This is a genomic window from Pseudomonas sp. MF09156 (assembly GCF_059862305.1).
Map to the genome: position 1 here is coordinate 126,619 of NZ_JCBCUR010000011.1, position 21,614 is coordinate 148,232.

21 protein-coding genes are annotated in these 21,614 nt (G+C 59.7%); 9 read left to right on the forward strand and 12 right to left on the reverse strand.

The annotated features are described in order from the left end of the window. Positions 1 to 135: 135 nt before the first annotated feature. On the reverse strand, positions 136 to 2,361 hold the full coding sequence (locus tag AC19YY_RS21685) for an NADP-dependent isocitrate dehydrogenase (RefSeq protein WP_500604841.1): 2,226 nt from the start codon (positions 2,359 to 2,361) through the stop codon (positions 136 to 138). 495 nt (positions 2,362 to 2,856) lie between these two features. Between AC19YY_RS21685 and icd the strand changes: the two genes are divergently transcribed. Then, a complete protein-coding gene (gene icd, locus AC19YY_RS21690) occupies positions 2,857 to 4,113 on the forward strand; it encodes an NADP-dependent isocitrate dehydrogenase (RefSeq protein WP_169954344.1) in 1,257 nt (418 codons plus the stop codon). A gap of 68 nt (positions 4,114 to 4,181) precedes the next feature. Here the strand turns inward: icd and cspD are convergent, their stop codons facing one another. After that, complete coding sequence (cspD, locus tag AC19YY_RS21695) at positions 4,182 to 4,481, reverse strand: cold shock domain-containing protein CspD (protein WP_500604842.1); 300 nt, start codon at positions 4,479 to 4,481, stop codon at positions 4,182 to 4,184. Positions 4,482 to 4,705: 224 nt separating this feature from the next. Here cspD and clpS point away from each other — a divergent pair, with 224 nt between their 5' ends. Then, a complete protein-coding gene (gene clpS / locus AC19YY_RS21700; protein WP_029293391.1) occupies positions 4,706 to 5,074 on the forward strand; it encodes an ATP-dependent Clp protease adapter ClpS in 369 nt (122 codons plus the stop codon). Positions 5,075 to 5,103: 29 nt separating this feature from the next. Beyond that, positions 5,104 to 7,374 (forward strand): ATP-dependent Clp protease ATP-binding subunit ClpA, encoded by a 2,271-nt coding sequence (gene clpA, locus AC19YY_RS21705; protein WP_070995983.1) that lies wholly within the window; start codon positions 5,104 to 5,106, stop codon positions 7,372 to 7,374. Between the two features lie 152 nt (positions 7,375 to 7,526). On the opposite strand, the gene infA is transcribed toward clpA, so the two are convergent. From infA to aat, 3 genes are all read right to left on the reverse strand, one after another. Then, complete coding sequence (gene infA, locus AC19YY_RS21710; protein WP_002553999.1) at positions 7,527 to 7,745, reverse strand: translation initiation factor IF-1; 219 nt, start codon at positions 7,743 to 7,745, stop codon at positions 7,527 to 7,529. A 100-nt stretch (positions 7,746 to 7,845) separates the two neighbouring features. Further along, on the reverse strand, positions 7,846 to 8,553 hold the full coding sequence (locus tag AC19YY_RS21715; RefSeq protein ID WP_500604843.1) for an arginyltransferase: 708 nt from the start codon (positions 8,551 to 8,553) through the stop codon (positions 7,846 to 7,848). 55 nt (positions 8,554 to 8,608) lie between these two features. Beyond that, a complete protein-coding gene (gene aat / locus AC19YY_RS21720) occupies positions 8,609 to 9,289 on the reverse strand; it encodes a leucyl/phenylalanyl-tRNA--protein transferase (RefSeq protein WP_169954341.1) in 681 nt (226 codons plus the stop codon). 521 nt (positions 9,290 to 9,810) lie between these two features. Between aat and AC19YY_RS21725 the strand changes: the two genes are divergently transcribed. Genes AC19YY_RS21725 through cysG form a run of 6 tightly spaced genes read left to right on the forward strand, consistent with a single transcriptional unit; the run spans position 9,811 to position 17,296 of the window. After that, positions 9,811 to 12,216, forward strand: coding sequence for a DNA translocase FtsK (locus AC19YY_RS21725; protein WP_169954340.1), 2,406 nt, complete (start codon positions 9,811 to 9,813; stop codon positions 12,214 to 12,216). A 57-nt stretch (positions 12,217 to 12,273) separates the two neighbouring features. Continuing rightward, a complete protein-coding gene (gene lolA, locus AC19YY_RS21730; protein ID WP_029293564.1) occupies positions 12,274 to 12,897 on the forward strand; it encodes an outer membrane lipoprotein periplasmic chaperone LolA in 624 nt (207 codons plus the stop codon). A 10-nt stretch (positions 12,898 to 12,907) separates the two neighbouring features. Then, positions 12,908 to 14,233 (forward strand): replication-associated recombination protein A, encoded by a 1,326-nt coding sequence (locus tag AC19YY_RS21735; RefSeq protein WP_169954339.1) that lies wholly within the window; start codon positions 12,908 to 12,910, stop codon positions 14,231 to 14,233. After that, complete coding sequence (gene crcB / locus AC19YY_RS21740; protein WP_169954338.1) at positions 14,230 to 14,604, forward strand: fluoride efflux transporter CrcB; 375 nt, start codon at positions 14,230 to 14,232, stop codon at positions 14,602 to 14,604. The genes AC19YY_RS21735 and crcB overlap by 4 nt, the downstream gene beginning before the upstream one ends. A gap of 16 nt (positions 14,605 to 14,620) precedes the next feature. Continuing rightward, the gene (gene serS, locus AC19YY_RS21745; protein WP_076963826.1) at positions 14,621 to 15,901 is read left to right on the forward strand and encodes a serine--tRNA ligase; all 1,281 of its coding nucleotides are present in this window, start codon (positions 14,621 to 14,623) and stop codon (positions 15,899 to 15,901) included. Further along, the gene (cysG, locus tag AC19YY_RS21750) at positions 15,902 to 17,296 is read left to right on the forward strand and encodes a siroheme synthase CysG (RefSeq protein ID WP_432755492.1); all 1,395 of its coding nucleotides are present in this window, start codon (positions 15,902 to 15,904) and stop codon (positions 17,294 to 17,296) included. Between the two features lie 66 nt (positions 17,297 to 17,362). Here the strand turns inward: cysG and AC19YY_RS21755 are convergent, their stop codons facing one another. From AC19YY_RS21755 to AC19YY_RS21785, 7 genes are all read right to left on the reverse strand, one after another. Next, positions 17,363 to 18,358 (reverse strand): glutathione S-transferase family protein, encoded by a 996-nt coding sequence (locus AC19YY_RS21755; RefSeq protein ID WP_170043094.1) that lies wholly within the window; start codon positions 18,356 to 18,358, stop codon positions 17,363 to 17,365. 88 nt (positions 18,359 to 18,446) lie between these two features. Further along, positions 18,447 to 19,448, reverse strand: coding sequence for a glycosyl transferase family protein (locus AC19YY_RS21760; protein WP_500604844.1), 1,002 nt, complete (start codon positions 19,446 to 19,448; stop codon positions 18,447 to 18,449). Beyond that, a complete protein-coding gene (locus tag AC19YY_RS21765; RefSeq protein WP_170043092.1) occupies positions 19,445 to 19,780 on the reverse strand; it encodes a TusE/DsrC/DsvC family sulfur relay protein in 336 nt (111 codons plus the stop codon). Before AC19YY_RS21765 ends, AC19YY_RS21760 begins: the two co-directional genes overlap by 4 nt. Beyond that, positions 19,777 to 20,070 (reverse strand): sulfurtransferase complex subunit TusB, encoded by a 294-nt coding sequence (gene tusB / locus AC19YY_RS21770; RefSeq protein WP_169954334.1) that lies wholly within the window; start codon positions 20,068 to 20,070, stop codon positions 19,777 to 19,779. The genes AC19YY_RS21765 and tusB overlap by 4 nt, the downstream gene beginning before the upstream one ends. Beyond that, the gene (gene tusC, locus AC19YY_RS21775; RefSeq protein ID WP_076963832.1) at positions 20,070 to 20,420 is read right to left on the reverse strand and encodes a sulfurtransferase complex subunit TusC; all 351 of its coding nucleotides are present in this window, start codon (positions 20,418 to 20,420) and stop codon (positions 20,070 to 20,072) included. Before tusC ends, tusB begins: the two co-directional genes overlap by 1 nt. A gap of 1 nt (position 20,421) precedes the next feature. Further along, a complete protein-coding gene (tusD, locus tag AC19YY_RS21780; protein WP_172314105.1) occupies positions 20,422 to 20,814 on the reverse strand; it encodes a sulfurtransferase complex subunit TusD in 393 nt (130 codons plus the stop codon). An 87-nt stretch (positions 20,815 to 20,901) separates the two neighbouring features. Beyond that, positions 20,902 to 21,573, reverse strand: a complete 672-nt coding sequence (locus AC19YY_RS21785; protein ID WP_029293588.1) for a Bax inhibitor-1/YccA family protein — start codon at positions 21,571 to 21,573, stop codon at positions 20,902 to 20,904. Positions 21,574 to 21,614 lie beyond the last annotated feature (41 nt).

The following is a 21,614-nucleotide window of genomic DNA, read 5'->3' on the forward strand; positions in this document are numbered from 1 at the left end:
AAATGGCTTGAGCAAAAACACAAAGCAAGTCCTGCGCCCACTTGCGGAAAAAAGCGCAAAAAAAATCCGGAACCCCTTCGGGTTCCGGATTTTCCTGTGGTGTGACGATCAATCAAGCATCGTCACATCAGCGCATCACACCAGTGCAGCAATAGCCGCATTGAGGGTGTTGCTTGGACGCATGGCCTTGCTGGTCAGCTCAGGATTCGGCGCGTAGTAGCCGCCGATGTCCACTGGCTTGCCCTGTACGGCGTTGAGTTCGGCAACGATGGTTGCCTCGTTCTCGGCCAGGGTTTTTGCCAGTTGAGCGAACTGCGCCTGCAGCGCGGTATCTTCAGTCTGGGCGGCCAGGGCTTGTGCCCAGTACAGCGCCAGGTAGTAGTGGCTGCCGCGGTTGTCGATGTTGCCGACTTTGCGCGATGGCGACTTGTTGTTGTCGAGGAACTGGCCGGTAGCCTGGTCCAGGGTCTTGGACAGTACCAGGGCTTTCGGGTTGTTGTAGTTCACACCCAAATGCTCAAGGGAGGCTGCCAGGGCCAGGAATTCGCCCAGGGAGTCCCAACGCAGGAAGTTTTCTTCCAGCAGTTGCTGCACGTGTTTTGGCGCCGAACCGCCAGCGCCGGTTTCGAACAGGCCGCCACCGTTCATCAGCGGCACGATCGACAGCATCTTGGCGCTGGTGCCCAGTTCCATGATCGGGAACAGGTCAGTCAGGTAGTCGCGCAGTACGTTGCCGGTCACCGAGATGGTGTCCAGGCCCTTGCGGGTGCGTTCCAGGGTGAACTTCATCGCGTCGACCGGCGACATGATGCGGATGTCCAGGCCTTCAGTGTTGTGGTCTTTCAGGTAGGCCTGGACTTTCTCGACCACTACGCCGTCGTGGGCGCGCAGCGGGTCCAGCCAGAAAATGGCCGGGGTGTTGCTGGCGCGGGCGCGGTTGACGGCCAGTTTGACCCAGTCCTGGATCGGCGCGTCTTTGGTCTGGCACATGCGGAAGATGTCGCCGGCTTCAACCGACTGTTCCATCAGCAGCTTGCCCTGGCTGTCGGTGACGCGGACTACGCCGTCGGCCTTGATCTGGAAAGTCTTGTCGTGGGAGCCGTACTCTTCGGCTTTCTTCGCCATCAGGCCAACGTTTGGCACGCTGCCCATGGTGGTTGGATCGAAGGCGCCATTGGCCTTGCAGTCTTCGATGACCGCCTGGTAGATGGTAGCGTAGCAGCGATCCGGGATCACGGCCTTGGTGTCGTGCAACTGACCGTCAGTGCCCCACATCTTGCCGGAGTCACGGATCATGGCCGGCATCGAGGCGTCGACGATTACGTCGCTCGGCACGTGCAGGTTGGTGATGCCTTTGTCGGAGTTGACCATCGCCAGGGAAGGGCGAGCGGCGTAGACCGCCTGGATGTCAGCTTCGATCTGCGCTTGCTGGTCGGCCGGCAGGGCCTTGATGCGGGCGTACAGGTCGCCGATGCCGTTGTTCAGGTTGAAGCCGATCTGCTCCAGCACAGTGGCGTGCTTGGCCAGGGCGTCTTTATAGAACTCGGCAACGATCTGGCCGAACATGATCGGGTCGGAGACCTTCATCATGGTGGCTTTGAGGTGGACCGACAGCAGCACGCCTTGTTTCTTGGCGTCTTCGATTTCGGCGGCAATGAACGCGCGCAGGGCGTTCTTGCTCAGCACGGCGCTGTCGAGGATCTCGCCGGCCAGTGCGGAGGTTTTTTCTTTCAGGACGGTGGTGCTGCCATCCTTGCCGACCAGCTCGATTTTGACAGCATCGGCGGCTTCGATCTGTACGGCTTTTTCGCTGCCGTAGAAGTCGCCGTTGCTCATGTGAGCCACATGGGACTTGGAGTCAGCAGCCCAAGCGCCCATTTTGTGCGGGTGCTTGCGTGCGTAGTTCTTGACCGACAGTGGCGCGCGGCGGTCAGAGTTGCCTTCGCGCAGGACCGGGTTCACGGCGCTGCCCTTGACCTTGTCGTAACGTGCACGGGTTTCTTTTTCCGCGTCGGTGGTTACGGTTTCCGGGTAGTCCGGCAGGGCGTAGCCCTGGGCTTGCAGTTCCTTGATCGCGGCTTGCAGCTGCGGGGTCGAGGCGCTGATGTTAGGCAGCTTGATGATATTGGCTTCAGGGGTAACGGCCAGGGCGCCCAATTCGGCGAGGTGGTCCGCAACGGCCTTGGTGCCCAGTTGCTCGGGGAAGCTTGCGAGGATGCGCCCTGCGAGGGAGATGTCGCGGGTTTCCACTTCAATATCAGCGGAAGCGGTGAAGGCCTCTACGATAGGCAGCAGTGAATAGGTGGCGAGGGCTGGGGCTTCGTCGGTGAAGGTATAGATGATCTTCGAGCGGGTGGGCATATTCGGATTAACTCTCTTCTTTGCTAAAAGCGTGCGCGGAAACTCGAGATGCGCCGGGTAAAGCGCGTTCGTTCAAAGTCATCCATGAGCCGAATGTCGATGTTTCTTCGCGGTGATGTTGGGTTGCATCAGTCGAGCGTCAAGCGGGTGGGCTACGGTGGCAGCCCGGCTTTTTCAGGCGCAGGTGCTCGATATAGAGCGGTCGGCCGTCGTGACTCTTTGGTCAGCGGCGGCATTATACATAGGTCGCTATGCTTACGCCGAGCCTTCATACAAAAGGTGGGTCGTCCATTGGTCTAAAGGTCGCAGGGACCGGATTGCGCCTAAAGTCGCACACAGTGCTCAAGTTTGGCGTTTTTCCCTTTTGTTTCAAGGTTGTAGGCGACTAAATCTACGGTTTTCGCAGCAAATGTGCCGGGTGCAAGGTTCCAGTCCACATACAACTGGAGTAGGCTCGGGCACAGCCAGATGTTCAATCCACAAACGGAGTTCAGCATGGGATACAAGAAGATTCAGGTTCCGGCAGTCGGCGACAAAATCACCGTCAACGCAGACCATTCTCTCAATGTTCCTGACAACCCGATCATTCCCTTCATCGAAGGTGACGGTATTGGCGTCGACATCAGCCCGGTGATGATCAAGGTGGTCGATGCAGCTGTTAACAAGGCTTACGGCGGCAAGCGCAAAATCTCCTGGATGGAGGTGTATGCCGGCGAGAAGGCGACTCAAGTTTACGACCAGGACACCTGGCTGCCCCAGGAAACCCTGGACGCGGTCAAGGACTACGTAGTTTCCATCAAGGGCCCGCTGACCACGCCGGTCGGTGGTGGTATTCGCTCGCTGAACGTGGCCCTGCGCCAGCAACTGGACCTGTATGTATGCCTGCGTCCGGTGCGTTGGTTCGAAGGTGTGCCAAGCCCGGTCAAGAAGCCTGGCGATGTGGACATGACCATCTTCCGTGAGAACTCCGAGGATATTTACGCCGGCATCGAGTGGAAGGCCGGTTCGCCTGAGGCCATCAAGGTCATCAAGTTCCTCAAGGAGGAGATGGGTGTTACCAAGATTCGTTTCGACCAGGATTGCGGGATTGGCATCAAGCCGGTTTCCAAAGAGGGCACCAAGCGCCTCGCGCGCAAGGCCCTGCAATATGTAGTGGATAACGACCGTGAGTCGCTGACCATCGTGCACAAAGGCAACATCATGAAGTTCACCGAAGGTGCCTTCAAGGAATGGGCCTACGAAGTGGCGGCCGAAGAGTTCGGCGCAACCCTGCTTGATGGCGGGCCGTGGATGCAGTTCAAGAACCCGCGCACTGGCCGCAATGTAGTGGTCAAGGATGCGATTGCCGACGCCATGCTCCAGCAGATCCTGCTGCGCCCGGCCGAATACGACGTGATCGCCACCCTCAACCTCAACGGTGACTATCTCTCCGACGCCCTGGCGGCAGAAGTGGGCGGCATCGGTATTGCGCCGGGCGCCAACCTGTCCGACACCGTGGCAATGTTCGAAGCCACCCACGGTACTGCGCCAAAATACGCCGGCAAGGACCAGGTCAACCCGGGTTCGCTGATTCTGTCGGCGGAAATGATGCTGCGCCATATGGGCTGGACCGAGGCGGCCGACCTGATCATCAAGGGCACCAACGGGGCGATTTCGGCCAAGACCGTGACCTATGATTTCGAGCGTCTGATGGACGGCGCCAAGTTGGTGTCGTCGTCGGGTTTCGGTGATGCGCTGATTTCACATATGTAAGTCGAAGGCTATAAAAAACGGCCATCCTGATAACTCAGGGTGGCCGTTTTTTTATGCGCAGTGGCTGATCAGGCCGTTTGCTGCTCTTTGGAATGAGCGGGTTTACCTTTATTGTTGTGCTTGTCTTCGTGCTGTTTCCCGGGTGCGGTCGCGCCTGCTGCACTGATTTCTACAGCATGCAGGCCCTTGGGCCCCTGGATGATTTCAAAGGACACCAATTGACCTGCTTTCAGCGTTTTATAGCCTTCCATGTCAATTGCCGAATAATGCGCAAAAAGGTCTTCTTCCTTGCCGTCTTCATTAATGAAGCCGTACCCCTTGGCATTGTTGAACCATTTGACCTTGCCACTGATCTTGACGCCAGACATACCCATATCCCTCTGCACCAGACTCCATCACTGGAGTATCATCCAGTTTATCCGTCCTAACCCGAATAAATAAGGTTGACTGCGCGGACCTTTTTTACCCACTGTGGGTTCTATTGGTTGTAACACCGTTTTGCCGATAGTCAAGGTGACCAGTCGGTCGGAGTTGAATTTCTGACAGGTCGCCCCCATCACTGTAAATGCACAACAGACGAACCTTTCTTTCCATGCATGCATTCAGCCAGATTCGACTAACATTCAATCAGGATCGCCCGGATCATCTAGAAGACGATGACGGTTCTGCAGGCATCGCTGTTCAGGAGGCCAAGCCTGCTTTACAGGCGCCGCCGATGTACAAGGTGGTTTTGTTCAATGATGACTACACGCCGATGGATTTCGTCGTCGAAGTGCTCGAGGTGTTTTTTAATCTGAACCGCGAGTTGGCGACCAAGGTAATGCTGGCCGTTCACACAGAAGGACGGGCAGTATGTGGAGTGTTTACCCGCGACATCGCCGAGACCAAGGCCATGCAGGTCAACCAGTACGCCAGGGAAAGCCAGCATCCGCTACTCTGTGAAATCGAGAAGGACGGTTAACTCCGACCACTTGGGTATGAGGTGAAGCTATGTTAAACCGCGAGCTCGAAGTCACCCTCAATCTTGCCTTCAAGGAGGCCCGTTCGAAGCGTCATGAATTCATGACCGTCGAACACCTGCTGCTGGCACTTTTGGATAACGAAGCTGCCGCCACGGTCCTGCGTGCGTGCGGCGCCAACCTCGACAAGCTCAAGCATGATTTGCAGGAGTTTATCGACTCCACCACGCCACTGATCCCCGTGCATGACGAGGACCGCGAGACCCAGCCAACTCTGGGCTTCCAGCGGGTGTTGCAGCGTGCTGTCTTCCACGTGCAGAGCTCCGGCAAGCGCGAAGTGACGGGCGCCAATGTATTGGTTGCCATCTTCAGCGAGCAGGAAAGCCAGGCGGTATTCCTGCTCAAGCAGCAGAGCGTGGCGCGTATCGATGTCGTCAACTACATCGCCCATGGCATCTCGAAAGTGCCAGGGCATGGCGATCACTCCGAGGGTGAGCAGGATATGCAAGATGACGAGGGCGGTGAGTCTTCTTCTTCAAGCAACCCGCTGGATGCCTACGCCAGCAACCTCAACGAACTGGCGCGCCAGGGGCGGATCGATCCGCTGGTGGGGCGCGAGATGGAAGTTGAGCGTGTTGCGCAGATCCTCGCGCGTCGTCGCAAGAACAACCCTTTGCTGGTGGGCGAGGCGGGCGTGGGCAAGACCGCGATTGCCGAAGGCCTGGCCAAGCGCATTGTTGATAACCAGGTGCCTGACCTGCTGGCCAACAGTGTCGTCTACTCCCTGGACCTGGGGGCGCTGCTCGCCGGGACCAAGTACCGTGGCGACTTTGAAAAGCGTTTCAAGGCCTTGCTTGGCGAGCTGAAAAAGCGTCCGCAGGCGATCCTGTTCATTGATGAGATCCACACCATCATTGGCGCCGGTGCGGCTTCCGGTGGGGTGATGGATGCGTCCAACCTGCTCAAGCCGCTGCTGTCTTCGGGTGATATCCGCTGCATCGGCTCGACCACGTTCCAGGAATTTCGCGGGATCTTCGAAAAAGACCGTGCCCTGGCACGGCGCTTCCAGAAAGTCGACGTGTCCGAGCCTTCGGTTGAAGACACTATTGGCATCCTGCGCGGCCTGAAAGGACGCTTCGAAGCACACCACGGCATCGAATACAGTGATGAGGCGCTGCGTGCAGCCGCCGAGCTGGCTTCGCGCTACATCAATGACCGGCACATGCCGGACAAAGCCATCGATGTGATTGACGAAGCGGGTGCCTACCAGCGCCTGCAGCCGGTAGAGAAGCGCGTGAAGCGCATCGAGGTGGCCCAGGTCGAGGATATCGTGGCGAAAATCGCGCGTATTCCGCCAAAGCACGTCACCAGTTCCGACAAGGAGCTGCTGCGTAACCTGGAGCGCGATCTCAAGCTGACGGTATTTGGCCAGGATGCGGCGATTGATTCGCTGTCGACGGCGATCAAGCTGTCCCGGGCCGGCCTCAAGTCGCCGGACAAACCGGTGGGTTCGTTCCTGTTCGCCGGCCCTACCGGCGTCGGCAAGACCGAAGCCGCGCGGCAGTTGGCCAAGGCCATGGGCATTGAGCTGGTGCGGTTCGACATGTCCGAATACATGGAGCGCCACACTGTGTCGCGCCTGATCGGTGCGCCTCCGGGCTATGTCGGCTTCGACCAGGGCGGCCTGTTGACCGAGGCGATCACCAAGCAGCCGCATTGCGTACTGCTGCTCGATGAAATCGAAAAGGCTCACCCGGAAGTCTTCAACCTGCTGTTGCAGGTGATGGACCACGGGACCCTGACCGACAACAACGGGCGCAAGGCGGATTTCCGCAACGTGATCGTGATCATGACCACTAACGCCGGTGCCGAGACGGCCGCGCGGGCTTCCATTGGCTTTACTCATCAGGATCACTCTTCCGACGCCATGGAAGTGATCAAGAAGAGCTTCACGCCGGAGTTCCGCAACCGCCTGGACACCATTATCCAGTTTGGTCGCCTCAGTCATGAGGTTATCAAGAGCGTGGTGGACAAGTTCCTTACCGAGCTTCAGGCGCAGTTGGAAGACAAGCGCGTACAGCTGGAGGTGACGGAAGCGGCACGCAGTTGGATCGCCGAGGGTGGTTACGACGCGGCAATGGGCGCTCGTCCAATGGCGCGTCTGATCCAGGACAAGATCAAGCGGCCGTTGGCCGAAGAGATCCTGTTTGGCGAGCTCTCCGACCACGGCGGCGTGGTGCATATCGATTTGAAGGACGGCGAGCTGACCTTCGAGTTCGAGACCACTGCTGAAATGGCCTGATGCTTCGCAGCAGTAGAAAAGGCGCCGAAAGGCGCCTTTTTGCTGTCCGCCAAATCCCAGGCAAGCCAGCTCCCACACTCATTCTGCGGTGCTGGTTAAATCCCACACACACAAAAACGCCCGGCATAACCGGGCGTCTTGTATTGACTTGTTTAGCGGGCGCGGTAAGTGATGCGCCCTTTGCTCAAGTCATAGGGCGTCAGCTCGACGCGCACTTTGTCACCGGTAAGAATACGAATGTAGTTCTTGCGCATCTTGCCGGAGATATGCGCGGTTACGACGTGCCCATTTTCCAACTCCACACGAAACATGGTGTTGGGCAGGGTGTCGACGACAGTGCCTTCCATTTCGAAGCTGTCTTCTTTCGACATGCAGTAAAGCCCTCGGTATCCAGTGAATGGCCCGGTGCAACTGCGCCAGGCAAAAGCGGCGTGCATTGTGCCCGAAAAAGGGTGTTTAAGCCAAGGGGTTCTAGTTAAGCGTGACCCATCTTTGATTAATTAGTAGCTCAATGGGCCGATATTGGGTCTTGTAGTTCATCTTTTTGCAGTTTTTGATCCAGTACCCCAGGTACACCGCTTCCAGATTTTGCCTGGATGCTTCACCGATCTGCCACAAAATGGCAAAGCGCCCCAGGCTGCGACGCTCTTCGGCGGGTTCATAAAAGGTATAGACCGCCGACAATCCATTGGGCAGCAGGTCGGTGACCGCGACCGCCAGCAGCCTTCCCTCAAGGCGGAACTCGTAGAAGCGCGAGAACGGCAGGTCGCGCACCAGGAACGTGGAAAACTGGTCACGACTGGGTGGGAACATATCGCCGTCGGCGTGGCGTTGTTCGATATAGCGCTGGTAAAGATCGAAGTACTCTTCGCTGAAGGCGGGCTTGGCGGGGGTCACGATCAGGTCGGCATTGCGCTTGAGGATGCGTTTTTGATTACGGTCCGGCAAAAATTGCGCTACGGGGATGCGCGCCGGCACACAAGCGTTGCAGTTCTGGCAGTGCGGCCGGTACAGGTGGTCGCCGCTGCGCCGAAACCCCATCTCTGACAGATCGGCATACACATGCACGTCCATCGGCTGGCTGGGGTCGAGGAACAGCGTGGTGGCCTGTTCTTCGGGCAGGTAGCTGCAAGAGTGGGGTTGAGTGGCATAAAACTTCAAGCGCGCCAACTCGGTCATGATCAACCCTCGGATAAGCTTTGAAATAAGTGTAAGCCAGGTGCGCGCAAGTCGCCTAAGAAACCCATGGCCCACTGCTGGCCTGATCAAGATGGTCGCGCAGGTAACCGGCAAAGTCGCTGCGGGGAATGGCGCGGGCACCGAGGCTGTGCAGGTGATCGGTGGGCATCTGGCAGTCGATCAGCACAAAGCCCCAGGCCTGCAATTGCCTGACGAGCGTGGCAAAGCCGTATTTCGAGGCGTTGTCTGCTCGACTGAACATCGATTCGCCAAAAAACAGCTGGCCCATGGCCAGGCCATACAGGCCGCCGACCAGTTCGCCCTGGTCCCATACCTCGACGGAATGGGCATAGCCCCGTTGGTGAAGTTGCAGGTAGGCATTCTGCATGGCCTCGGTGATCCAGGTGCCGTCTGCATAGCTGCGAGGCGCAGCACAGGCCTGGATGACGGCGGCGAAGTCCTGGTCAAAGGTCACCTCGTAGCGTTGCTGGCGCAGCAGCTTGGCGAGGCTGCGGGACACGTGCAGCTCTGTGGGGAACAGCACCGTGCGCGGGTCTGGCGACCACCACAGGATGGGCTGGCCTTCGGAGAACCAGGGGAAGCAGCCATGGCGATAGGCCTGGACCAGGCGGTCGGCAGACAGGTCGCCACCGGCAGCCAGCAGGCCGTTGGGTTCACGCATGGCTTTGGCCAGCGGTGGAAACGTCAGGGTGTTGCGTTGCAGCCAGGTGAGCATGGGTAGTCGGGCTTACGGAAGGGGAGGGCGGTGACAGGCCAGGGCCCGTCGTGTAAGCAGTGATTATTGTCGACCCGGCGCCACTCGGCCAGCCCGATCATGTAATCAATGCCTTGATGCATGAGCGCGTGTTTCTGCAACTCTATAGCGGTGGTGCGGTCGTAATCGCGTCATGTCGCCATCCGTTGGGCGGGAATGCTGGGTAAAGCTTGTCCAGTCTGATAAAAACAGCTCATAAGCCTTTGTCAGTAAAGACAATGCATGCTCAAATTGAAGCGTATGAGCAATGCGCTTGTCTATGCTCCATGAGCGAGGCCGGCAGCGTGGCAACGGGCACACAAACCCGTACAATGGCGGCACTATGTCCTTGTGGGCCGGCATTAACGCCCGTTCATGAATGAGTCACGGAGTGTTAAAGGACGTTTGACGACGCTCGTTCACTTTTCATCTGCCCGGATTGGGCAGTATTTTTATAGTCATTCAACTGTTGGACGCGCTTAAGGCGCAGGAAAAGACCCGTTTTGAAGAAATCCGCCGCAGCACCCAAAACAGCAGTGGTACCGGCCTGGCGCCAGCACCTGCACTATCGGCTTAAGGAAGGCGCGCTGATTGCCATCGGTGCTTTGTGCCTGTTCCTGATGATGGCCTTGCTGACCTATGGCAAGGATGATCCAGGCTGGAGCCATAACAGCAAGATCGACGATGTGCAGAACTTCGGCGGGCCCGTGGGCTCCTACAGCGCCGATATCCTGTTCATGATCCTCGGCTATTTCGCTTATATCTTCCCGCTGCTGCTGGCGATCAAGACCTGGCAGATCTTCCGCCAGCGCCATGAACCGTGGCAGTGGAGCGGCTGGCTGTTCTCCTGGCGCCTGATCGGCCTGGTGTTCCTGGTGTTGTCGGGCGCGGCGCTGGCACATATTCATTTCCATGCGCCGACTGGCCTGCCGGCGGGTGCGGGTGGTGCCCTGGGCGAAAGCCTGGGTGACCTGGCGCGCAAGACCTTGAATATCCAGGGCAGCACGCTGATGTTCATCGCCCTGTTCCTGTTCGGCCTGACGGTATTTACCGACTTGTCGTGGTTCAAGGTCATGGATGTGACCGGCAAGATCACCCTCGACCTGTTCGAGCTGTTCCAGGGCGCCGCCAACCGCTGGTGGGCCGCCCGTGTGGATCGCAAGCGCATGGTTGCGCAATTGCGTGAAGTCGATACCCGGGTCAACGAAGTAGTGGCCCCGAGCACGCCGGACCGCCGTGAGCAGGCCAAGGTCAAGGAGCGTCTGATCGAACGCGAGCAGGCCCTGACCAAGCACATGTCCGACCGCGAGAAGCAAGTGCCGCCGGTTATCGCCCCGGCGCCCGTCAAGGCGCCCGAGCCAAGCCATCGGGTGCAGAAAGAAAAGCAGGCGCCGCTATTTATCGACAGCGCCGTCGAAGGCACCTTGCCGCCGATCTCGATCCTCGATCCGGCAGAAAAGAAACAGCTCAACTATTCCCCAGAATCCCTGGCGGCGGTCGGCCATCTGCTGGAAATCAAACTCAAGGAGTTTGGCGTCGAGGTGTCGGTGGACTCGATCCACCCGGGCCCTGTGATCACCCGTTACGAAATCCAGCCGGCCGCTGGGGTCAAGGTCAGCCGTATTGCAAACCTGGCCAAAGACCTGGCGCGCTCCCTGGCCGTGACCAGCGTGCGCGTGGTGGAAGTAATTCCCGGCAAAACCACCGTGGGTATCGAGATTCCCAACGAAGACCGGCAGATAGTGCGCTTCTCCGAAGTGCTGTCGACCCCGGAATACGACAACTTCAAATCGCCGGTCACCCTGGCTCTCGGGCATGACATCGGCGGTAAGCCGGTGATCACGGACCTGGCGAAAATGCCTCACCTGCTGGTTGCCGGTACCACCGGCTCCGGTAAATCGGTGGGTGTGAACGCAATGATCCTGTCGATCCTGTTCAAGTCCGGCCCGGAAGACGCCAAGCTGATCATGATCGACCCGAAGATGCTTGAACTGTCGATCTACGAAGGCATCCCGCACCTGCTGTGCCCGGTGGTGACCGACATGAAGGACGCCGCCAACGCCCTGCGCTGGAGCGTGGCCGAGATGGAGCGGCGCTACAAGCTGATGGCGAAGATGGGCGTGCGTAACCTGTCTGGCTTCAACGCCAAGGTCAAGGAAGCCCAGGACGCCGGTACGCCACTGACCGACCCGCTGTACAAGCGCGAAAGCATTCACGATGAAGCGCCGCTACTGACCAAGCTGCCGACCATTGTCGTGGTGGTCGACGAATTCGCCGACATGATGATGATCGTCGGCAAGAAGGTCGAAGAATTGATCGCGCGTATCGCGCAGAAGGCCCGTGCGGCCGGGATCCACTTGATCCTCGCGACCCAGCGGCCGTCGGTGGATGTGATTACCGGCCTGATCAAGGCCAACATCCCGACCCGTATGGCGTTCCAGGTATCGAGCAAAATCGACTCACGGACCATCATCGATCAGGGCGGCGCCGAGCAACTGCTGGGCCATGGTGACATGCTCTACATGCCGCCCGGCACCAGCCTCCCGATCCGTGTTCACGGCGCCTTCGTTTCCGATGACGAAGTGCACCGTGTGGTCGAGGCTTGGAAACTGCGCGGCGCGCCGGAATACAACGACGATATCCTGGCGGGTGTCGAGGAGGCCGGCAGCGGCTTCGACGGTGGCAGCGGCGGCGACGATGATGCCGAGACCGACGCGCTGTACGACGAAGCGGTGGCGTTCGTGCTGGAAAGCCGTCGCGCCTCGATCTCGGCGGTGCAACGTAAACTGAAGATCGGCTACAACCGCGCCGCGCGTATGATCGAATCCATGGAAATGGCCGGCGTCGTCACGGCCATGAACACCAACGGCTCGCGCGAAGTGATCGCGCCAGGGCCGATGCGCGACTGACCTCGTGCCGCGTGGCAGCATGCGGCGCGCCTTTCACATTATTCTATGAGGACTCCCATGCGTCTTATCCGCATGCTGTTGTTGCCGGCATTGGCCCTGACCGCGTTTTCGGCCCACGCAGACCAGGCATCCGTCGCGAGCCTGACCAACCTGCTGGACAAATCCAAGACCCTGACTGCGCGCTTCTCCCAGTTGACCCTGGACGGTGGTGGCACTCAGTTGCAGGAAACAGCCGGTGAAATGGCCGTGCAACGCCCAGGCCTGTTCTTCTGGAAGACCGACGCGCCCAACGAGCAGACCATCGTCTCCGATGGCAAGAAAGTCACGCTGTGGGACCCGGACCTGGAGCAGGCGACCATCAAGACCCTCGACCCACGCCTGAGCCAGACCCCGGCCTTGCTGCTGTCGGGTGATGTGTCGCAGATCAGCGAGAGTTTCGAGATTACCTCCAAGCAACAAAGCAACGTGATCGACTTCACCCTCAAGCCCAAGTCCAAGGACACGTTGTTCGACAGCCTGCGCCTGTCGTTTCGCAATGGCGTGATCAACGATATGCAACTGGTCGACAGCGTCGGCCAACGCACCAATATCTTGTTCACCGGGGTCAAGGCCAATGAGCCGGTCCCGGCCTCCACGTTCAAGTTCGACATCCCCAAGGGTGCCGATGTGATCCAGGAGTAAATCGCTGCCCATGGACCTGTTTCGCAGTGACCCGATTGCCCAGCCCCTGGCCGCGCGCTTGCGCTCGACCAACCTGGATGAGTATGTCGGGCAAGAGCACTTGCTGGCCCGGGGCAAGCCCCTGCGTGAGGCCCTGGAGCAGGGTGCCCTGCACTCGATGATCTTCTGGGGGCCGCCGGGCGTGGGCAAGACCACCCTGGCGCGGCTGCTGGCGAAAGTCTCGGATGCGCACTTTGAAACGGTCTCGGCGGTATTGGCCGGGGTCAAGGAGATCCGCCAGGCGGTGGAAGTCGCCAAGCAGCAGGCGGGGCAGTATGGCCGGCGCACTATCCTGTTCGTCGACGAAGTGCATCGCTTCAACAAGTCGCAGCAGGATGCATTCCTGCCTTACGTGGAAGATGGCACGCTGATTTTTATCGGCGCCACCACGGAAAACCCCTCGTTTGAACTGAACAACGCCTTGCTCTCGCGGGCACGGGTGTATGTGCTCAAGAGCCTCGACGAAGCCGCGATGCAGAGGTTGCTGCAGCGGGCGCTGGGCGAGGACAAGGGGTTGGGTAAGCGCCACCTGAGCCTAGGTGACGAGGGTTTCAAGATCCTGCTGGCGGCGGCTGACGGCGATGGCCGACGTTTCCTCAACCTGCTGGAAAACGCCTCTGACCTGGCTGAAGACAATAGCGAGATTGGCGTCGACCTGCTGCAAAGCCTGCTGGGCGATACCCGGCGGCGTTTCGACAAGGGTGGTGAGGCCTTCTACGACCAGATTTCCGCGCTGCACAAATCCGTGCGCGGTTCCAACCCGGACGGCGCGCTGTACTGGTTTGCGCGCATGATCGACGGTGGCTGCGATCCGTTGTACCTGGCCCGGCGTGTGGTGCGCATGGCCAGCGAAGACATTGGCAACGCCGACCCGCGGGCCCTGAGCCTGTGCCTGGCGGCGTGGGAGGTCCAGGAGCGCCTGGGCAGCCCGGAAGGCGAGTTGGCGGTGGCGCAGGCCATCACCTACCTGGCCTGCGCGCCGAAAAGTAATGCAGTTTACATGGGCTTCAAGTCGGCGCTGCGTGCGGCGGCCGAGCATGGCTCGCTGGAAGTGCCGCTGCACCTGCGCAACGCGCCGACCAAGCTGATGAAACAACTGGGTTACGGCGACGAATACCGTTACGCCCACGATGAACCAGATGCCTATGCCGCCGGTGAAGACTACTTTCCCGACGACCTTGAGCCACAACCGTTCTACCAGCCGGTGCCTCGTGGCCTGGAGTTGAAGATCGGGGAAAAGCTCAACCACCTGGCGCAACTTGACCGCTTGAGTCCCAAACAGCGGAGAAAACCATGATTCCCTTGGTGATTGCTGTTTCCGTAGGCGGTGTGGCCGGCACCCTATTGCGCTTTGCCACCGGCAATTGGATCAACGCCAATTGGCCGAAACACTTCTATACCGCGACGCTGGCCGTTAATATCGTGGGCTGCCTGCTGATCGGGGTGTTATACGGCCTGTTCCTGTTACGCCCGGAGGTGCCTGTTGAAGTGCGCGCCGGGTTGATGGTGGGCTTCCTTGGCGGCCTGACGACTTTTTCATCCTTTTCACTGGATACCGTGCGCCTGCTGGAAAGCGGGCAAGTGCCGCTGGCTTTAAGCTATGTGGCCATCAGTGTATTCGGCGGGCTGCTTGCCACCTGGGCTGGCCTGTCCTTGACCAAACTTTGATAAACGAGAGACCGACATGCTCGATTCCAAACTGTTACGTAGCAACCTTCAGGACGTAGCGGACCGCCTTGCATCCCGTGGCTTTGCCTTGGATGTTGCGCGCATCGAAGCGCTGGAAGAACAGCGCAAGACCGTCCAGACCCGCACCGAAGCACTGCAGGCTGAGCGCAATGCACGTTCCAAATCCATCGGTCAGGCCAAGCAGCGTGGTGAAGACATCGCGCCGTTGATGGCGGACGTCGAGCGCATGGGCAGCGAGCTGTCCGACGGTAAAGTCGAGCTGGACAAGATTCAGTCCGAGTTGGATTCGATCCTGCTGGGTATTCCCAACCTGCCGCACGAGTCGGTACCGGTTGGCGAAGATGAAGACGGCAACGTCGAAGTACGCCGCTGGGGCACGCCAAAAACCTTTGATTTCGAGATCAAGGACCACGTCGCCCTGGGCGAATTGACCGGCGGCCTGGATTTTGAAACCGCGGCCAAAATGTCCGGCGCGCGCTTTGCCTTGCTGCGCGGCCCGATCGCGCGCATGCACCGTGCCCTGGCGCAGTTCATGCTTAACCTGCACACCGGCGAGCATGGTTACGAAGAGGCCTACACCCCGTACCTGGTGCAGGCGCCGGCGCTGATGGGCACCAGTCAACTGCCGAAATTCGAAGAAGACCTGTTCAAGATCAGCCGCGACGGCGAAGCCGATCTGTACCTGATCCCGACCGCCGAAGTGTCGCTGACCAACATCGTGGCCGGCGAGATCCTCGACGCCAAGCAATTGCCGATCAAGTTCGTCGCCCACAGCCCGTGCTTTCGCAGCGAAGCCGGTGCCTCGGGGCGTGACACTCGCGGCATGATCCGCCAGCACCAGTTCGACAAGGTCGAGATGGTGCAGGTCGTCGAGCCATCGACCTCCATGGAAGCCCTGGAAGGCCTGACCGCCAACGCCGAGCGCGTCCTGCAACTGCTGGAGCTGCCGTACCGCGTATTGGCGCTGTGCACCGGCGACATGGGTTTCAGCGCGGTGAAGACCTACGACCTCGAAGTCTGGGTGCCGAGCCAGGACAAATACCGCGAGATTTCCTCGTGCTCCAACTGCGGTGATTTCCAGGCCCGACGTATGCAGGCGCGTTTCCGCAACCCGGAAACCGGCAAGCCGGAGCTGGTCCACACCCTCAACGGCTCGGGCCTGGCGGTAGGGCGGACCCTGGTCGCGGTGCTGGAAAACTACCAGCAGGCCGACGGTTCGATCCGCGTACCTGAAGTGCTCAAGCCGTACATGGCGGGCGTTGAGGTCATTGGCTAAATGGAATTTCTGCCACTGTTTCATAACCTGCGCGGCAGTCGTGTGTTGGTCGTCGGTGGCGGGGAGATTGCCTTGCGCAAATCCCGGCTGCTGGCCGATGCCGGCGCGTTGTTGCGGGTGGTTGCTCCCCTGATCGAAGACCAGTTGCGTGAACTGGTGCAGGGCAGTGGCGGTGAGCTGATTGTGCGTGGTTACCAGGAGGCGGATCTTGATGGCTGCACCCTGATCATCGCTGCAACCGACGACGAGCCGCTGAACGCGCAAGTGTCCAGCGATGCCCGGCGCCGGTGCGTACCGGTCAATGTCGTCGATGCGCCGGCACTGTGCAGCGTGATCTTCCCGGCGATTGTCGACCGTTCGCCCTTGGTGATTGCAGTGTCCAGCGGCGGCGATGCGCCGGTGCTGGCGCGCTTGATTCGCGCCAAGCTGGAAACATGGATTCCGTCCACCTACGGCCAATTGGCCGGGCTGGCCGCGCGCTTTCGCGCCCAGGTCAAGGGTTTGTATCCTGATGTGCAGCAACGCCGGGCTTTCTGGGAAGAGGTTTTCCAGGGCCCGATTGCTGATCGGCAACTGGCTGGGCAAGGCGATGAAGCCGAGCGTTTGCTGGTGGAAAAAGTCAACGGCAAGCCGCCCCATGCACCAGGTGAGGTGTATCTGGTGGGCGCAGGCCCTGGTGACCCGGACCTCCTGACCTTTCGCGCGCTGCGTTTGATGCAGCAAGCCGATGTGGTGCTGTATGACCGCCTGGTGGCGCCAGCGATTCTTGAACTGTGCCGGCGCGACGCCGAGCGCGTGTATGTCGGCAAGCGCCGCGCCGATCACGCGGTGCCGCAGGACCAGATCAACCAGCAACTGGTGAAACTGGCCAAGCAGGGCAAGCGTGTACTGCGCCTCAAGGGCGGCGATCCGTTTATTTTTGGGCGTGGCGGTGAAGAGATCGAGGAGCTGGCGGCCAATGGCATCCCGTTCCAGGTGGTGCCGGGGATTACCGCGGCCAGTGGTTGTGCGGCCTACGCGGGCATTCCCCTGACCCATCGCGATTATGCGCAATCGGTACGCTTCATCACCGGCCACCTGAAAGATGGGACCTCGGATTTGCCGTGGAATGATCTGGTGGGACCGTCGCAGACCCTGGTGTTCTACATGGGCCTGATCGGTTTGCCGGTCATCTGCGAGCAATTGATTCGCCATGGTCGTTCGGCGGACACCCCGGCTGCGCTGATCCAGCAAGGCACCACGTCCAACCAGCGTGTGTTTACCGGCACCCTGGCCGACTTGCCGCGCCTGGTGGCGGAGCATGAAGTGCATGCGCCGACGCTGGTGATCGTAGGCGAAGTGGTGGTGTTGCGTGAGAAGCTGAAGTGGTTTGAAGGCGCCCAGTCCCAGGTATAACCTGTTCGCCCGGCTGCACACAGACCCACTGTGGGAGCCGGGCTTGCCCGCGATGAGGCTGGCGCATCAGCGCCAGATCTCTTTACCGCTCAATCCTTCTCGATCATGTTTGCTATCAAACACCTGCAACGGCCCCTTCGGCACAATCCCTGTCGGATTGATCGTCCGGTGGCTGGCATAGTAATGCCCCTTGATATGCGCAAAATCCACGGTCTCGGCCACCCCCGGCCATTGATACAGCTCCCGCAGCCAATTCGACAGATTCGGATAATCCGCAATCCGCCGTAGGTTGCATTTGAAGTGGCTGTAATACACCGCATCAAAACGAATCAGCGTGGTAAACAGTCGTACATCGGCCTCGGTCAGGTATTCACCGGCCAGGTAACGATGCTTGCCCAGGTGTTGTTCCAGGTGATCCAGTTCGGCAAACACCTCATCAAATGCGCTTTCATACGCCTGCTGCGACGTGGCAAAGCCTGCGCGATACACGCCATTGTTCACGGCGGGATAGATCCGCTCGTTCAGCGCATCGATGGTGGGGTGCAGTGGTTCGGGGTAGAAGTCCAGGTTATTGCCAGTTAGCCCGTTGAACGCGCTATTGAGCATGCGGATGATCTCCGCCGATTCATTGCTGACGATGCGCTTGAGCTTCTTGTCCCACAGCACCGGCACCGTGACACGCCCGGTGTAGTCGGCGGTATCGGCAGTATAGCGCTGGTGCATGTAGGCAAAGTCGTCGAGTCTGTCACCGGTTGAGCCATGGGCCTTGTCGAAGGTCCAGCCATTTTCCAGCATCAACCAACTGACCACCGACACGTCGATCAGGCTTTCCAGGCCCTTGAGCTTGCGCAGGATCAGGGTGCGGTGCGCCCACGGGCAGGCTAGTGAAACATAGAGATGGTAGCGGCCGGCTTCGGCCTTGAAGCCACCATCACCGCTCGGGCCAGGTTGGCCGTCGACGGTGACCCAGTTGCGGCGTTGCGCCTGTTCCCGTTGGAAGGCGCCATCTGCGCTACTTTCGTACCACTGGTCGTGCCAGCGTCCTTCTATTAGCAAACCCATGACTGACTCCTTGGCTATTAAGCGTTGGAGTGCAGTCTAATCGTCTGGGTTCGAACAAATAGCGCAAAGGATCGGGGTTAATGATCGATTAAATCGATCTGTCCCGAGCGTCCCAATACTGTTGTGCCAGTGCGAAGGCCTGTTCCCGTGGTTGCCCAAGACCGCGCAAGGCCAGGGCCATAGTGGCAATCAGCGCCAATTGCGGGTAGCTGTCCTGCACCTCGCCGCGCCACATCGCCTTCAAATGCTCGGGGTCGAGGCTGGCCGGCTTGACGTGGCGCTGGGCGGAGAGGGCTGGCCACTCCTCATCCCAGCTTGCGCCGCCGGTGGTGCCGTACAAGTGGCTGGTGGTGTCGGGATTGATCTCGATCTCGCCGCCATCGCCCTTGATCACAATGGTGTTGTCACCCAGCAAACCACTGGCATCGCGGTGTACGCCCTGGTAACCGGGATGGAAGATGCTTTGCAGGCCGCAGCGTGCGCCCAGCGGGTTGAGGATGCGGGCCAGGGAGTGGATGGGCGAGCGCAGGCCGAGGATATTGCGCAGGTCAATCATGCGTTGCAGCTGTGGGGCCCAGTCGCCCAGCGGCATAAACGCCAGGCTGCCTTGCTCCAGGGCGGTCTCGACCTGTTGCCAATTGCGGCACAGTGGAATCTGCAGTTCACCCAGCAACTGTTCGGTGTACAGCCGGCCGGCCGTGTGTGCGCCGCCGCCGTGCATGAAAATCCGCACGCCGCTCTGCGCCAGGCACTTGGCGGCCAGCAGGTACCACGGCAGGTGGCGCTTTTTCCCGGCGTAGGTGGGCCAATCGACATCCACTCTCAGAGATGGCGGGTTGAGGCGCTCGCGCAGGGCCTCGGTGAAGCCTGCGAGTTCCTCCGGGCTTTCCTCCTTGTGGCGCAGCAGCATCAGGAACGCACCGAGCTGGGAGTCCTCGACTTTCTCGTCGAGCAGCATGCCCATGGCTTCCCGGGCTTCTTCGCGCGTCAGGCTGCGGGCGCCGCGCTTGCCTTTGCCGAGGATCCGCACAAACGGCGCAAAGGGGTGTTCGGCGGGAGTTTCGGTGATCAACGGAGCAAAGTCGGTCATAAGCAATTCGTCGGCCTGGGCAGGCCCGCCAGCTTGGCGGCAAGTTTGGCGGGAGTGCCTTTGAACAGTCGGTTGAGGTGCAGGCTGTTGCCCTTTTCCGGGCCCAGCTTCAGGGCGGTGTACTTGATCAGTGGGCGGGTGGCCGGGGACAACTGGAACTCCTGGTAAAAACCCCTGAGCAGCTCAAGGATTTCCCAGTGTTCGTCAGTCAGCTCCAGCGCTTCGGCGCTCGCCAGGGCGTTGGCCACCTCGGTCGACCAGGCATCCAGGTCAACCAGGTAACCATCCTTGTCCAGCTCAAGGGTGTGTGTGCCTACGGTCAGGGTGTTCATAGCCAGGTGTTGACCTTGTCATGCTCGATCGACAACTGCACAAAACCCGGGTAGTCGACACTCTTGGCCCACTGCGGCAACACCAGGCCGCGGGCCTGGGCATCTTCGGCCAGTACAAAGATGCCCAGGGCCTTGGCTTGCAGGGCCTGGAAGGGCGCGCTGCCGGCTTGCAGGGCATAGGTTGCATCGCCGCACAGCAAGATCACATCTTGCGCGCCACACAGGCGTAGGCAACTGTCCAGGCGGGTGTCGGAAAAAGGGGAGTGGGACAACACATGCAAGGTCGACATCAGAGGGTCATCACCTGGTCGTAACGGTCAATCATCTGGGAAATCTGTGCGCTGCTTAGTGGCTGCGCGCTATCAGGGGCGGTCAATCCACGCTCCGCCAGGCTGTGGCTGCAGGCGAACACGTCGTCGATGCCAAACAGCGAGAGTGCCTGCAGGTTGGCCGTCACGTCCTTTTGCTGCACGGCCTTGGCATCTTGGGCGGTTGCCAGTTGAAACACCCCGTCATCAAGAAACAGCAGGCCAATCGGCAAGTCGAATGCGCCGCCGGCCAGCACCACATCCAGCGCTTCTCGCGCACTGGGTCCGGACCACGGCGCCTGACGGCTGATTACCAACAAGGATCTGGACATTTCATGGCCCTCCAAAGCAGATCAGGCGGTCGGCATCCTGGATGGCATCATGCAACTGCCCAAGGCCTGACAGCGCCCACGGCGCATCCAGATTCACCGCATTGCGCTGGTAGCGCGCAGCTTCTTCAGTATTCAACACCCCACGGCGCAGCGCCGCAGCGATACAGACCACGCCATCAAGCTGATGCTTGCTGACGAAGGCGCTCCATTGTTGGGCGATATCCTGCTCATCCTGGGGCGCGACCACCGAATTGGCGGCGCTGTAGACGCCATCCTGATAGAAAAACAGCCGCACAATCTCATGCCCACCGGCCAGCACAGCCTGGGCAAACTGCAGGGCGCGGCGCGAGGAGGGCGCATGGGCGGCGGAAAAAAGCGCAATCGCGAACTTCATGGAACACTCTGTTGGTAAACCTTTGCCAATGATAAAGCCGCAGGCAACAAAAAGCCCGCCGAAGCGGGCTTTTTGGTAAGGCAGGGATCAGTCGTCGCGGCTCATGATGCCGAAGATCTGCAACAGGCTGACAAACAGGTTGTAGATCGATACATACAGGCTGATGGTCGCCATGATGTAGTTACGCTCGCCGCCATGAATGATAGCGCTGGTCTGGAACAGAATGCAGACCGAGGAAAACAGCACGAAACCTGCGCTGATTGCCAATTGCAGGCCGCTGATCTGGAAGAACATGCTCGCCAGCACAGCCGCCAGCAACACGAAGAAACCTGCAGTGATGAAGCCGCCGAGGAAGCTCATGTCCTTACGGGTAATCAGCACATACGCCGACAGGCCACCAAATACCAAGGCCGTCATGGCAAATGCCGAGCTGACCACTTCCGCGCCGCCCTGCATGCCCAGGTAACGGTTAAGGATCGGGCCGAGCAGAAACCCCATGAAACCGGTCAGGGCAAACGCCGACACCAGGCCCCAGGCCGAGTCGCGCAGCTTGTTGGTGAGGAAAAACAGGCCGTAGAAACCGATCAGTACCACGAAAATATTCGGGTAGCCGACACGCATCTGTTGCGCCACATACGCCATCACGCCGCTAAATGCGAGGGTGAGGGCGAGCAGGCCGTATGTATTGCGCAGGACGCGGCTAACCTCTAGCTGCTCAGCCTGCACGTTGCTATTAACTGCGTAATCCTGTTCGCGCATGGCGACACTCCTTCAGTTTTGAAACGTTCAGTCGCAAAGAT

What these genes read in the sequence shown, in the direction of transcription:
- AC19YY_RS21755 (WP_170043094.1), bottom strand. Translation starts at nt 18,358, where the DNA reads ATGGGTTTGCTAATAGAAGGACGCTGGCACGACCAGTGGTACGAAAGT.
- cysG (WP_432755492.1), top strand. Translation starts at nt 15,902, where the DNA reads ATGGAATTTCTGCCACTGTTTCATAACCTGCGCGGCAGTCGTGTGTTG.
- AC19YY_RS21760 (WP_500604844.1), bottom strand. Translation starts at nt 19,448, where the DNA reads ATGACCGACTTTGCTCCGTTGATCACCGAAACTCCCGCCGAACACCCC.
- tusB (WP_169954334.1), bottom strand. Translation starts at nt 20,070, where the DNA reads ATGTCGACCTTGCATGTGTTGTCCCACTCCCCTTTTTCCGACACCCGC.
- AC19YY_RS21685 (WP_500604841.1), bottom strand. Translation starts at nt 2,361, where the DNA reads ATGCCCACCCGCTCGAAGATCATCTATACCTTCACCGACGAAGCCCCA.
- AC19YY_RS21735 (WP_169954339.1), top strand. Translation starts at nt 12,908, where the DNA reads ATGGACCTGTTTCGCAGTGACCCGATTGCCCAGCCCCTGGCCGCGCGC.
- serS (WP_076963826.1), top strand. Translation starts at nt 14,621, where the DNA reads ATGCTCGATTCCAAACTGTTACGTAGCAACCTTCAGGACGTAGCGGAC.
- infA (WP_002553999.1), bottom strand. Translation starts at nt 7,745, where the DNA reads ATGTCGAAAGAAGACAGCTTCGAAATGGAAGGCACTGTCGTCGACACC.
- aat (WP_169954341.1), bottom strand. Translation starts at nt 9,289, where the DNA reads ATGCTCACCTGGCTGCAACGCAACACCCTGACGTTTCCACCGCTGGCC.
- lolA (WP_029293564.1), top strand. Translation starts at nt 12,274, where the DNA reads ATGCGTCTTATCCGCATGCTGTTGTTGCCGGCATTGGCCCTGACCGCG.
- AC19YY_RS21765 (WP_170043092.1), bottom strand. Translation starts at nt 19,780, where the DNA reads ATGAACACCCTGACCGTAGGCACACACACCCTTGAGCTGGACAAGGAT.
- AC19YY_RS21785 (WP_029293588.1), bottom strand. Translation starts at nt 21,573, where the DNA reads ATGCGCGAACAGGATTACGCAGTTAATAGCAACGTGCAGGCTGAGCAG.
- icd (WP_169954344.1), top strand. Translation starts at nt 2,857, where the DNA reads ATGGGATACAAGAAGATTCAGGTTCCGGCAGTCGGCGACAAAATCACC.
- AC19YY_RS21715 (WP_500604843.1), bottom strand. Translation starts at nt 8,553, where the DNA reads ATGACCGAGTTGGCGCGCTTGAAGTTTTATGCCACTCAACCCCACTCT.
- cspD (WP_500604842.1), bottom strand. Translation starts at nt 4,481, where the DNA reads ATGTCTGGCGTCAAGATCAGTGGCAAGGTCAAATGGTTCAACAATGCC.
- crcB (WP_169954338.1), top strand. Translation starts at nt 14,230, where the DNA reads ATGATTCCCTTGGTGATTGCTGTTTCCGTAGGCGGTGTGGCCGGCACC.
- tusC (WP_076963832.1), bottom strand. Translation starts at nt 20,420, where the DNA reads ATGTCCAGATCCTTGTTGGTAATCAGCCGTCAGGCGCCGTGGTCCGGA.
- clpS (WP_029293391.1), top strand. Translation starts at nt 4,706, where the DNA reads ATGCATGCATTCAGCCAGATTCGACTAACATTCAATCAGGATCGCCCG.
- clpA (WP_070995983.1), top strand. Translation starts at nt 5,104, where the DNA reads ATGTTAAACCGCGAGCTCGAAGTCACCCTCAATCTTGCCTTCAAGGAG.
- tusD (WP_172314105.1), bottom strand. Translation starts at nt 20,814, where the DNA reads ATGAAGTTCGCGATTGCGCTTTTTTCCGCCGCCCATGCGCCCTCCTCG.